At 72.1% G+C, this 11,906-nt stretch carries 8 protein-coding genes; 6 read left to right on the forward strand and 2 right to left on the reverse strand.

Annotated features, from left to right (window positions below; all coding sequences use genetic code 11):
• Positions 1–137 precede the first annotated feature (137 nt).
• Together AB0878_RS31920 and AB0878_RS31925 are read left to right on the forward strand one after the other, a co-directional pair.
• Positions 138–2,204, forward strand: a complete 2,067-nt coding sequence (locus AB0878_RS31920) for a fatty acid desaturase (protein ID WP_366583920.1) — start codon at positions 138–140, stop codon at positions 2,202–2,204.
• The gene (locus tag AB0878_RS31925) at positions 2,201–3,031 is read left to right on the forward strand and encodes a fructosamine kinase family protein (protein ID WP_366583921.1); all 831 of its coding nucleotides are present in this window, start codon (positions 2,201–2,203) and stop codon (positions 3,029–3,031) included. The genes AB0878_RS31920 and AB0878_RS31925 overlap by 4 nt, the downstream gene beginning before the upstream one ends.
• Before the next feature lie 518 nt (positions 3,032–3,549).
• Here AB0878_RS31925 and AB0878_RS31930 read toward each other — a convergent pair.
• Entirely contained in the window at positions 3,550–4,137 is a 588-nt protein-coding gene (locus AB0878_RS31930; protein WP_366583922.1) for a hypothetical protein, read from the reverse strand.
• A gap of 176 nt (positions 4,138–4,313) precedes the next feature.
• Here AB0878_RS31930 and AB0878_RS31935 point away from each other — a divergent pair, with 176 nt between their 5' ends.
• Positions 4,314–5,804, forward strand: a complete 1,491-nt coding sequence (locus AB0878_RS31935; protein WP_366583923.1) for a HAMP domain-containing sensor histidine kinase — start codon at positions 4,314–4,316, stop codon at positions 5,802–5,804.
• A 353-nt stretch (positions 5,805–6,157) separates the two neighbouring features.
• Entirely contained in the window at positions 6,158–8,008 is a 1,851-nt protein-coding gene (locus AB0878_RS31940; RefSeq protein WP_366583924.1) for a glycosyltransferase family 39 protein, read from the forward strand.
• On the opposite strand, the gene AB0878_RS31945 is transcribed toward AB0878_RS31940, so the two are convergent.
• Positions 7,983–8,576, reverse strand: coding sequence for a hypothetical protein (locus tag AB0878_RS31945; protein WP_366583925.1), 594 nt, complete (start codon positions 8,574–8,576; stop codon positions 7,983–7,985). The genes AB0878_RS31940 and AB0878_RS31945 overlap by 26 nt on opposite strands.
• A 118-nt stretch (positions 8,577–8,694) precedes the next feature.
• Between AB0878_RS31945 and AB0878_RS31950 the strand changes: the two genes are divergently transcribed.
• Together AB0878_RS31950 and AB0878_RS31955 are read left to right on the forward strand one after the other, a co-directional pair.
• A complete protein-coding gene (locus AB0878_RS31950; protein ID WP_366583926.1) occupies positions 8,695–9,990 on the forward strand; it encodes a bifunctional glycosyltransferase family 2/GtrA family protein in 1,296 nt (431 codons plus the stop codon).
• Entirely contained in the window at positions 9,987–11,825 is a 1,839-nt protein-coding gene (locus AB0878_RS31955; protein ID WP_366583927.1) for a glycosyltransferase family 39 protein, read from the forward strand. The genes AB0878_RS31950 and AB0878_RS31955 overlap by 4 nt, the downstream gene beginning before the upstream one ends.
• The last annotated feature ends 81 nt before the right edge of the window (positions 11,826–11,906 follow it).

The raw sequence follows: 11,906 nt of genomic DNA on the forward strand, positions 1-11,906 counted from the left end.
GAGCTTAGCGACGACGGCCTGCGCAGCCACTGACCAGGACGCACCCCTGAATCCGTGCCAAACCGATTTACAAACCCCGTGCGGTTGTCTAAGTTGTCAGCGCTTGGCCAGGAGCGATCGACCGAGGAGACCGCTCGATGCCCGTCGTCGACAGCCGGCTCGGCGCCGGGGAACAGCCTGCGGCGCCCGAGCGCGCCGCCGTGCCCAGTCCCCGGATCCCGCTCGCGCCCGCGTCGCTGCCCACGCTCGCCCTGTTCGCGGGTGGCCTGGCGGTGTGGGGCACGGCCACGTGGCTGCTGTTGTGCGGCTTCTCGCCACTGTGGGTGACGATCCCGCTGCACGCGCTCGTCACGTTCACGATGTTCACCGTCGCCCACGAGTCGGCCCACCACGCGGCCGGGAAGCTCACGTGGCTCAACGAGGTGCTCGGCCGGCTGGCGATGCTGTTCGTGGCCGCGTACGGCTCGTTCCCGTTCCTGCGGTTCATCCACCTCGAGCACCACCGCAACACCAACGCCGACGCGAGCACCGATCCCGACGCGTGGACGTCACAGGGCCCGTGGTGGCAGCTGCCGTTCCGGTGGCTGACGATCGACTTCTGGTACGTGCGCTTCTACTCCGGCCGCGTGCACGGCCGGCCCCGCGCCGAGCGCGCGGAGACGCTGGTGGCGCTGGTGGCGTTCGCCGCGATGGTGGTGACCGTGGTCGCGTGCGGCCACGGCTGGGAGCTGCTGGTGGTCTACCTGATCCCGCAGCGGCTGGGGCTCGCGCTGCTGGCGTGGTGGTTCGACTGGCTGCCCCACCACGGCCTGGCGGAGAACCGCTTCGGTGCCACGCGGGTGCGCGTGGGGCTGGAGTGGCTGATGACGCCGATCATGCTGTACCAGAACTACCACCTGGTGCACCACCTTCACCCGGCGATCCCGTTCTACCGCTACGTGCGCGCGTGGAACGACAACCGCGACGCGTACCTGGCGCGCGAAGTCCCGATCACCACGGCGTGGGGCCGCGAGCTGACGGCCGCGGAGTACCGCGCGTGGCGGCGGCTCACCGAGTGCTTCGAGAAGGAGCCCGCGCCGGAACCGTTGCGGCGCGGGCCGCGGCGCTTCCACGCGTTGCGGGTCCGGTCCGTGGCGCCGATCGCCCAGGACGCGGTGGTGATCACGTTCGACGTGCCCGCGGAGCTGGCCGAGACGTTCCGCCACGTGCCCGGCCAGCACGTGGTCGTGCGCACGACGGTGGACGGCACCGTGGTGCGGCGCACGTATTCCGTGTGCTCCCCCGCGGGTTCGACGTCGTTGCAGATCGCGGTGAAACGCCGTGGGGGCGGCACTTTCTCGTCGTTCGCGACTTCGCGGCTGAAGCCGGGCGACGTCCTCGAAGTCCTGCCTCCTTCGGGCGGCTTCACGCTTTCGCCGTGCCCCGATCGCTCGGCGCACTACGTCTTGCTGGCGGCCGGCAGCGGGATCACGCCGGTGCTGTCGATCCTGTCCAGCGCCCTGCGCGCGGAGGCCCACAGCCGCGCAACTCTGTTGTACGTCAACACTTCCGGCGCGACGACGATGTTCGCCGACGAGATCAGCACGCTGGCCCGCGAGTGGGCCGGCCGGCTCCACGTGGTCCACTTCCGCACCGACGAACGGGATCCCGATCTGCACGCCCACCGTCCGGTGCGCCACTTCGACACCGTCGGCGAGGCACTCGCCATCTCCCACGAGCGCTACCGCAGCGGCCGCCTCGACGCCACCCGGCTGCGCGCGTTGCTGCAGAACCGCCTCCACCCGGCCAAGGTCGACCAGTGGTTCCTCTGCGGCCCGCGCGGCCTGCTCGACATGGCGCGCCGCACCCTGCACGAGGCCTACGTGCCTGACGAGGACGTGCAGTTCGAGCTTTTCGCCGGCGCCCCGGCGCGCCGCCCGGAAGGTTCGCCGGCCACCCTGTCGGTCACCGTCGGGCGGCACGTGACGGACATCGTGACCAAGCCCGGCGAAACCGTCCTGGACGCTTCCTTGCGCGCGCGCCTCGACGTGCCGTATTCCTGCACGGGCGGCGCGTGCGGCAGCTGCGTCGCGAAGCTGGTGCGCGGGCGGGTGGACATGGACGTGCAGTACGCGCTCACCGAGGCCGACGTGGCGGACAACCGGATCCTGACCTGCCGCGCCCGCCCGACGACGCCCGAGCTGGCGGTCGATTACGACCGGTGAGTGCTGTTGAGGTGGTCACCCGGCTGACGGGTCTCGAGGTGGTGCGGACGCGCTCGTCGGGCTCCTTGGTGGAGGCCGAGGTGGCCGACGGGTGGGTGGTGGTGAAGCACGCACCCGGTGCGGCTGTCGCGGAGGCTTCGGGGTTGCGGTGGCTGGCTTCGGCTGACGCAGTGCCGGTGGTCGGCGTGCGGGGCTATGACTCCGATTGGCTGGTTCTGGATCGGGTTGCGGTTTCCGCCCGGACGGTGGCTGCGGCGCGTTCGTTCGGGGCCGGTCTGGCCCGGCTGCATTCGGCCGGGGCGCCGGCTTTCGGCTCACCGCCTCCGGGTGGCCCGGTGTCGGCGTGGATCGGGTCGGCCCCGATGGCGAACGTGACAGGCGCCGAGTGGCCGCAGTGGTATGCGGAGCAGCGGGTCCTGCCGTACGTGCGTCTGGCGGTGGACGGCGGGGTGCTGGATCTTGCCGAGGCGCGCGTGTTCGAACGGGCTTGTTCGCGGTTTTCTGCCGTCGCCGGCCCCGCCGAGCCTCCCGCGCGGCTACACGGGGATCTGTGGAACGGCAACGTCCTGTGGACTCCCGGCGGCGCCTGCCTCATCGATCCGGCCGCCCACGGTGGGCATCGTGAGACGGATCTCGCGATGCTCCGGCTGTTCGGCTGCCCGCACCTGGAGGAGGTGCTCGCGGCTTACGACGCGGCCGCGCCACTGGGTGATGGGTGGCGGTCGCGGGTGGGGCTGCATCAGCTGTTTCCGTTGCTGGTGCATGTTGTCTTGTTTGGACGGTCGTATGCTTCGCAAGCTCTTGCGGCGGCTCGGGAATTACTGTGAGGGTGGGTCTTCGGCGGCTCCTTCCTGACTCGGGCAGCCGCTCACGCATGTCTGCCTTGCGGCGGCCTTGTTCCGCGCACGCCCGTGCCTCAACCTGACACCACTGCGGCGATGGCCCCTGACTGACTCTTGCCTGGCCCGGCAAGCTCCCGTTTCGGCCGTCGTGCGCCGCGCAAGCGCTTGCCGCGCCCGGGATGCGCTGAGACAACCGCAAGGCGTGTGGCGACGGCCAGACACAGGCCGTCGCCAGCGGGCGCCACTCGCTCGCCGATCTTGCTCTTGGTTGCATCGCGTCGCGCAAGCCTCCACTGCGACGGTGCCATGACCGCGCGCCACCGGTCGCTGCCGGTTAGCGGGCGCCAGGTGTTTCCGCCGCTCGCCCGTCCCGGCCTTCGGTGTTGCACCGCGCAGACCTTTCCGCGATGAGGTGCCGACATGAAGGCGGGCCGGCCATCGCTGCCGGTCGAGGCCAGCCCTGCCGGTTCGGTCGTGCGCGGATTGAGCGACGCCCGCGGACCTTACTGTGACGGCGGGCCGTCCATGGCTTCCGTGACGGAGGTGGCGGTGGCCGTGTCGCCGGTGGTGGTGGCGATGACGGTGACCTTCTCGCCGGTGGTGATGCCCGTGGCGGTGGTGGAGTCGAGGGTGTAGGTCTTCGTGAAGCCGTCGTCGCTTCGGGTGGTGAGGGAGGTGGCGGAGAGGGCGGTGACGTTGCCGGTCTGGAGGAATTTCGTCACGTAGGCGCCGGTGTCGTCGGTGGTGGTGAATTCGCCGTGGAGGGCTTGGCCGAGGGCACCAGCGGGGCCGCCAGAGCCGACGGGGCCGCCGGTGCCGAAGCCGCCCGGGCCTGCGGCGGTGGCCGTGCCGGCGTCGGCGGAGCTGCTCGCGATCCAGATCGCGGCGCCGCCGCCGACGGCGACCACTGCGGCGACCCCGCCGGCGACCCATTTGCGCCGCGGGTTGCTCGGCGTCGCGCGCTTCGATTGTGGGCTGCTCGGCGCGGCGCCGTTCGGCTCCGGGTTGCTCGGCGTTGCGCCCTCCGGAGCCGGGCGGTTCGACACGGCGCCCCAGGTGGGGGTGGTGTCCTGAGTGGACTGTTCAGGCATCGTGTGCTCCTTACGGCTGAAGGGGAATGACCACCAACCGTCGAGGCGGACCCTGTGTCGGGGCTGTGGCTGCCGTCAGCCCCGGCTGTGACCCCGACTTTTCGGACACCCGACATCACAGCGGGCTCACAGGCAGCACACATGCGGCCCACACCCGGCGCCCGCACGCTCGTGGCATGACTCAGCGCGCGAGGACCCGCTTCGGGCGGCTGTCGTTGCGTGTGAAGCTGACCGTGGCGATCGTGGCGTTGCTGTCGCTGGTGTGCCTGGTGATCGGGGTGGTGAGCGAGTTCGCGTTGCGCGCGTTCCTCATCGACCAGACCGACGGGCAGCTCTACGCCGCCGCCGGGCGCGCGCAGGACTTCGCGACGCACGGCGGGCCGCTGGGCGGCCACAACCCGCTCGACGCGCCCGGGCAGGGCGCCGGCACCGTCAACGCCCACTTCTCCGGCGGCCGGCTCATCGACGGCGGCTCGCTCTCCCAGCACGGCCAGCGCGTCACGCTCACCGACGACCAGCTCGCGGCGTTGCAGAGCCTGCCGGCCGACGGCCGGGCGTACTCGCGCACCGTCGGCGACCTCGGTGACTACCGCCTCACCGCGACCCCGATCCCCGACGGCGTGGTGGTGACCGGCGTGCCGCTGGAACAAGTGCAGCAGACGCTGCTCACCGTCGGCTTGATCCTCTTCGGCGTCGCGGCCGCCGGTGTCACGGGTGCGGCGTTCATCGGCGCGTTCGCGGTGCGGCGGACGTTGCGCCCGCTCGACCGCGTCGCCGCGACGGCCGCCCGCGTGTCCGAGCTGCCGCTGGACCGCGGTTACGTGGACCTGTCCGTGCGCGTCCCCGACGGCGACACCGACCCGCGCACGGAAGTCGGCCAGGTCGGCTCCGCGCTCAACCTCATGCTCGGCCACATCTCCGCCGCGCTCGAAGCGAGGCACGCCAGCGAAATGCGCGTACGCCGCTTCGTCGCCGACGCCAGCCACGAGCTGCGTACGCCCCTCGCCGCCATCCGCGGCTACGCCGAACTCGCCGGCCGCGGCCGCATGCACGTGCCCCCGGACGTCGCCCGGTCCCTGGCCCGCATCGAATCCGAAGCCGACCGCATGACGACGCTGGTCGAAGACCTCCTGCTCCTCGCCCGCCTCGACGCGGGCCGCCCCCTGGACGTCGCCGAAGTCGACCTGGCCCGCCTCGTCGCGGACGCCGTCGGCGACGCCCACGTGGCCGGCCCCTCGCACCACTGGGAGCTCCGCCTGCCCGACTCCCCCGTGCTCGTGCAGGGCGACGTCCAGCGCCTCCACCAGGTCCTGGCCAACCTGCTGGCCAACGCCCGCGTCCACACCCCGCCCGGCACCACCGTCGTGACGTCGCTGGCCCGCTCCGCCGACGGCACCGCCGTCATCACCGTCACCGACAACGGCCCCGGCATCCCCCCGGACCTCCTCCCGGCCGTCTTCGAACGCTTCGCCCGCGGCGACTCCTCCCGCTCCCGCGCCGCCGGCTCGACCGGCCTCGGCATGGCCATCGCCGCGGCCGTCCTGGTGGCGCACCACGGGACCATCGAGGTGCACAGCATCCCCGGGCGGACGGAGTTCGCCGTCCGGCTGCCGGTCGCCGTGCCGGCCCAGCGCACGGGCGAGCCCGTGGCGCAGATCGAAGCCTGACGCGGCGGCGAAAGCTCGCGGGAAAGCCCCGGACCACCGTCGTCCACAGCACGCCCGCCCCGAGTTCGCCGTGCGACCGCCGTCCGGCACAGCGCACAAGCAAAGCCCGCGGCACAAAAGCCTGACGCCACGGCGACCGCACTCGTGACCCGCGACGACCGTCGAAGCCGCAGCACGCCCCGCCGCACCGAGTTCGCGTCCCTGTGCAACGCGCCCGCGAGCCCGCGCAGATCGAAGCCTGAATCCTCCCCCTACCACCCGTGATGTCCGCTCACGCTGTGACGTCGCGTCGCACAGGGGGTACACAGGGTGTCCACATGCCCGGCCCAGGCGGGGGCGCCAGGGTGGCTGTCATGACCGCAGTCGCGATTCCCGCCGCGCAGCCCAGGCCGGCGGATGTCAGCCGGCCCCGGTGGGTGGGGCCGGCGTTGGCCGTCCTGCTCGCGGGGACGGCGGTGGGGTACCTGGTGGACCTGAGCGCCTCCGGGTGGGCCAACGCGTTCTACTCCGCGGCCGCCCAGGCGGGGGCGCAGAGCTGGAAGGCGTGGTTCTTCGGGTCGAGCGACGCGGCCAACGGCATCACCGTCGACAAGACCCCCGCGGCGCTCTGGGTGATGGGGCTGGCGACGCGCCTGTTCGGGGTGAACGCGTGGAGCGTGCTCGTGCCGCAGGCGCTGATGGGGGTCGGGTCGACTTATCTGCTCTACGCGACCGTCCGCCGCACCTCGGGAGCCGCGGCGGGGCTGCTGGCCGGGGCGATCCTGAGCCTCACGCCGGCCGCCGCGTTGATCTTCCGGTTCAACAATCCCGACGCACTGCTCGTCCTGTTGCTCATCGCCGCCGCCTACTGCACGGTGCGGGCGATCGAGAAGGCCAGTCCGAGGTGGCTCGCGTTGGCCGGGGTGGCCGTCGGGTTCGGGTTTCTCGCGAAGATGCTCCAGGCGTTTCTCGTGCTGCCCGCGCTGGGGCTGGCGTATCTGATCGCCGCGCCGACCCCGGCAGGCAAACGCGTCCTCCACCTGGCCGGCGCGCTGGGCGCCGTCGTCGTCTCGGCGGGCTGGTACCTCGCCGTCGTCGCGCTGTGGCCCGCCGCGGATCGGCCCTACATCGGCGGCTCCCAGGACAACAGCCTCCTCGGCCTCACCTTCGGCTACAACGGCTTCGGCCGCATCACCGGCGACGAGACCGGCAGCGTCGGCGGCGGACGCGGCGGCGGCTGGGGCACCACGGGCCTCTTCCGGCTGTTCGGCAGCGAAATGGCCGGCGGCATCGCGTGGCTGCTCCCGGCCGCGCTGCTTGCGCTGGGCGCCGGCCTGTGGTTCACGCGCCGCGCCCGGCGCAGCGACCAAAGCCGCGCGGCGCTCGTGATCTGGGGCGGCTGGCTGCTGGTCACGGCGCTCGTCTTCAGCTACATGGGCGGCATCATCCACCCGTACTACACGGTCGCGCTGGCCCCGGCCGTCGCGGCGCTCGTCGGCACGGCCTTGGTGCAGCTGTGGCGCCTGCGCGACGACCCCGCCGCGGCGGGCGTGCTCAGCGGCGGCCTCGCGCTCACGGCCGTGACCTCGTACGTCCTGCTCATCCGCGAACCGTCCTGGCAGCCGTGGCTCGCGCCCGCGATCCTGGTCGCCGGGCTGCTCGCGGCCGTGGCGGTGTTCTTCGTCAACCAGCTCGGCCGCACCGCCGCGCGGGGGCTCGCGGTCCTGGGCCTGGTGACGCTCCTGGCCGCCACCGGTGCCTACACGGTCGCCACCGCCGCGACTCCCCACAGCGGCGCCATCCCGTCAGCCGGCCCCGCGACCGGCCGCGGCTTCGGAGGACCAGGCGGACGAGGCGGACCAGGCGGAGCAGGCGGCCTCCTCGGCACCGCCACCCCCGGCCCGAACCTCACCGCACTCCTCGAAACCCCCGGCCACACCTGGACCGCCGCCACCGTCGGCTCCAACAACGCCGCCGGCTACCAGCTCGCCGGCGGCCTCCCGGTCCTCGCCGTCGGCGGCTTCAACGGCACCGACCCGTACCCGACCCTCGCCCAGTTCCAGCAGTACGTCCACAATGGACAAATCCACTACTTCCTCGGCGACGGCCTCCTGATGCAGGGCAGCTCCGGCAGCGACGACGCCCGGCAGATCGCCACCTGGGTCGCCGACACCTACCAGGCGACCACAGTGGACGGTGTCACCGTGTACGACCTGACAACCTGAGATAAGCCCCGCCCCGCGGCGAAATCCGGTACCCCACCTCGAGCGAGAGCGTGAGGCCCAGGTCCTTCAGCTTGCGCACGGACCGCTTGAACACCAGCAGTTCCGCCCACCCCAGCTGCTCGGCCAGCGTCCCCGCCCGCAGCCCCGGGTTCGCCTCGATCGCCTCCAGCACCGCCCTCGTCCACGGCCCATCCGGACCCGAAGCGTCAAACCTCGTCAACCGCGCGGAAATCGCCTCGACGTCCGAACCCGACAGTGCCGCGTCCGCCGCCAGCGTGTCCCGCGGATCCCCGCCCTGCACCACGTGGAACGACACCCGGTACAACGGCACCGACTCGTCCCCACGCAGGTTCGCGACCAGCTCCGCCACATCCGCGTAGCCGGCCGCCACGGCGTCCTCGTCCGTCAGATCCTCGACGGCCACCTCGTCGACGTGCTCCACCTCGATGAGGTCGACGCCCGTCCGGTACCGGTGCCCGGCGATCGCTTTGTTGCGCGCCCACCTGCGCACCATCACGGTCACGCGCCCCGCGTGGATGCCTTCCCGCAGCCGTGCCTCGAACAGCATCGGCCCATCCTACGAGCAACCCCCAGCCGTTCAAGATCACCCGATCGGGAGCCGACCCACAGGCGCCCCACAGCGGCGCCACAAGCCGGCCAAAGCCGGGAGCCGAACGATGGCTCCCATGAACGCCACCGCACCCTCCCGAAACGGAACCGGAACCGGGGCCAAGGCGGAAGTGCCGCAGCCCCGGCCCGGGTCGACGCCGGTCGGCCTCGGTGGGCCGCAGCCGGTGCTCGACGTCGTGATCCCGGTGTACAACGAGGAAACCGACCTGGAGCCCTGCATCCGCCGGCTGCACGCGCACCTCGAGGAGCACGCCGGCTACGCCTACCGCATCACCATCGCGGACAACGCGAGCACCGACAAGACGCTCCCCGTCGCCGAGCGGCTCGCGAGAGAGTTCGCCCAGGTCGAGGTCCACCACCTCGACGAGAAGGGCCGCGGCCGCGCGCTCAACGCCGTCTGGTCCACTTCGGACGCCCAGGTGCTGGCCTACATGGACGTCGACCTCTCCACCGACCTCGCCGCCCTGCAGCCGCTCGTGGCGCCGCTGCTGTCCGGTCACTCGGACCTCGCCATCGGCAGCCGGCTCGCGCGAGGCGCGCGCGTGGTGCGCGGCCCCAAACGTGAGTTCATTTCACGCTGCTACAACCTCATCCTCAAGAGCGCACTCGCCGCCCGGTTCTCCGACGCGCAGTGCGGCTTCAAGGCCATCCGCGCCGACGTCGCCCGCCGTCTGCTCCCCCACGTGCGGGACACGGGCTGGTTCTTCGACACCGAGCTCCTCGTCCTCGCGCAGCGCGCGGGCCTGAGGATCCACGAGGTCCCCGTCGACTGGGTGGACGACCCCGAGTCGTCCGTCCACATCGTCAAGACGGCCACCGAAGACCTCAAGGGCATCGTGCGCATCACGCGGGCCACGTTCACCGGCGAGATCCCCGTGCGCCGCCTGCGCGAGCAGCTCGGGCGCGAGCCCATCGGCGTCACCGCGCCCGGCGTCCCGCCCGGCCTCGTGAAGCAGCTCGTGCGCTTCGCCGCCGTCGGGGTCGCCAGCACCGCCGCATACCTGCTGCTGTTCCTCTTGCTCCGCAACGGAATCGGCTCGCAGCCCGCGAACTTCCTCGCCCTGTTCGTCACGGCTGTCGCCAATACCGCGGTCAACCGGCGCGTCACGTTCGGCGTCCGCGGGCGCGGCGGGGCCGGGCGCCACCAGTTCGAGGGCCTGATCGTGTTCGGCCTCGGCCTGGTGCTCACCAGCGGCTCGCTGGCCCTGCTCAACCACACGACCCACCCCGGGCTCGTGCTGGAGACCACCGTGCTCGTGCTGGCGAACCTCGCCGCCACGGTGCTGCGCTTCCTGTTGCTGCGCGGCTGGGTGTTCAACCCTCGCCGGCGCCCGTCCGAGGAGACCCCATGACCGCCACGCTCGCCGTCCCCGCCAAGAAGAACCCGATACACCGCAAGGAAAACTCGCCGCCGTGGGTGCGCCCGGCCGTGTTCGGCCTCCTGGCCCTCACGGCCGTGCTCTACTTCTGGGAGCTCACGGCCTCGGGCTTCGGCAACTCCTTCTACGCCGCCGCCGTGCAGTCGGGCACGCAGAACGTCGAGGCCTGGCTCTTCGGCTCGCTGGACTCCGGCAACGTGATCACCGTCGACAAACCACCCGCCGCCCTCTGGGTCGGCACGGCCTTCGCGCGCATCTTCGGCTTCTCCAGCTTCACGGTGCTGGCCCCGCAGGCGCTCATGGGCGTCGCGTCCGTCGGCTTGCTCTACCTGACGGTCCGCCGGGTCTCCGGCCCCGTCCCCGGCCTCCTCGCCGGCGCCGGCCTCGCGCTGACGCCCGTGGCCGCCCTGATGTTCCGCTTCAACAACCCCGACGCCCTGCTCGTCCTGCTGCTCATCGCCGCCGCCTACTTCACCGTGCGGGCACTGGAAAAGGCGAGCCCGGGCTGGCTCGCACTGGCCGGTGTGGCCATCGGCTTCGGCTTCCTGACGAAGATGATGCAGGCCTTCCTCGTCCTGCCCGCCTTCGCGCTGGCCTACCTCATCGCCGCCCCGGTGACGCTCGGGAAGCGCTTGCTCCACCTCCTCGCCGCCGCGGCCGCCGTGGTCGTGTCCGCGGGCTGGTTCGTGGCGCTCGTCGAGCTGTGGCCCGCCGCGTCCCGTCCCTACATCGGCGGCAGCACCGGCGACAGCCTCCTGGAGCTGGCACTGGGCTACAACGGGCTCGGGCGCATCTTCGGCGGCGAAGGCAACGCCGGAGGCGGTTTCGGCGGCGGCGGCAACGCGGGCGGCAACACGATGTTCGGCGGCAGTTCCGGCCTCGGCCGCATGTTCGGCGCCAGCTTCGGCACGGAGGTCTCCTGGCTGCTGCCCGCCGCGATCATCGGCCTCGTCGCCGGCCTGTGGTTCACCCGCCGCGCCGCGCGCACCGACCGCACCCGCGCCGCGCTCGTCGTCTGGGGCGGCTGGCTGCTCGTCACGGGACTGGTGTTCAGCTTCATGAGCGGCACCATCCACCCGTACTACGCCGTGCAGCTCGCCCCCGCGATCGCCGCCCTGGTCGCGATTTCCGGCCACGCGCTGTGGCGCGGCCGCGCCCAGACCGCGCCACGGGCCGTGCTCGGCGCGATGATCGCCGTGACGGCCGTGTGGAGCTTCATCCTCCTCGACCGCACGCCCGACTGGTTCCCCGCGCTGCGGTGGATCATCGTGGTGCTGGGGGTCCTCGTCGCGACGGTCGTGGTCGTCGGCGTGCCCCCGCTGCGCAAGGCGCTGGTGGTGCTGGCCGCGGTGAGTGTGCTGACGCTCGGCCTCGGCACCGCCGCCTACGCCGTCGACACGGCCGCCCAGCCCCACACCGGCTCCATCCCCACGTCCGGCCCGGCCACCACCGGCGGGTTCGGCGGGAGCGGCTTCGGCGGCGAACAGGCCGACACCGCAGTCAGCCGGCTACTGGCCCAGACCACCACGAAGTGGGCCGCCGCCACCACCGGCTCCCAGTCGGCCGCGAGCCTGGAACTGGCCGGCGGCAAGTCCGTGATCGGCGTCGGCGGCTGGTCCGGCAGCGACCCGGCCCCGACGCTCGCGGAGTTCCAGCAGTACGTGGCGAACGGCCAGGTCTCCTATTACGTCGACGGCGGCCGCGGAGGCGGGCCCGGTGGCGGCTCCAGTGACATCACCGAGTGGGTCGCGACGAACTTCACCGCCACCACCGTCGGCAACACGACCGTCTACGACCTCACCAAGTGACCACGCGGAGGCCATCTCGCCCAGCGCGAGGCGGCCTCCGCGTGTGTGAGGCAGAGGTTTAGGCCAACAGGGGAAAAACAG

This window comes from Amycolatopsis sp. NPDC047767 (assembly GCF_040704195.1).
In the GTDB taxonomy this organism is placed as follows: domain Bacteria; phylum Actinomycetota; class Actinomycetes; order Mycobacteriales; family Pseudonocardiaceae; genus Amycolatopsis.

Coding starts and splice junctions, on each gene's coding strand:
- AB0878_RS31920 (WP_366583920.1), top strand. CDS start 138: ATGCCCGTCGTCGACAGCCGGCTCGGCGCCGGGGAACAGCCTGCGGCG.
- AB0878_RS31930 (WP_366583922.1), bottom strand. CDS start 4,137: ATGCCTGAACAGTCCACTCAGGACACCACCCCCACCTGGGGCGCCGTG.
- AB0878_RS31935 (WP_366583923.1), top strand. CDS start 4,314: ATGACTCAGCGCGCGAGGACCCGCTTCGGGCGGCTGTCGTTGCGTGTG.
- AB0878_RS31940 (WP_366583924.1), top strand. CDS start 6,158: ATGACCGCAGTCGCGATTCCCGCCGCGCAGCCCAGGCCGGCGGATGTC.
- AB0878_RS31945 (WP_366583925.1), bottom strand. CDS start 8,576: ATGCTGTTCGAGGCACGGCTGCGGGAAGGCATCCACGCGGGGCGCGTG.
- AB0878_RS31950 (WP_366583926.1), top strand. CDS start 8,695: ATGAACGCCACCGCACCCTCCCGAAACGGAACCGGAACCGGGGCCAAG.
- AB0878_RS31955 (WP_366583927.1), top strand. CDS start 9,987: ATGACCGCCACGCTCGCCGTCCCCGCCAAGAAGAACCCGATACACCGC.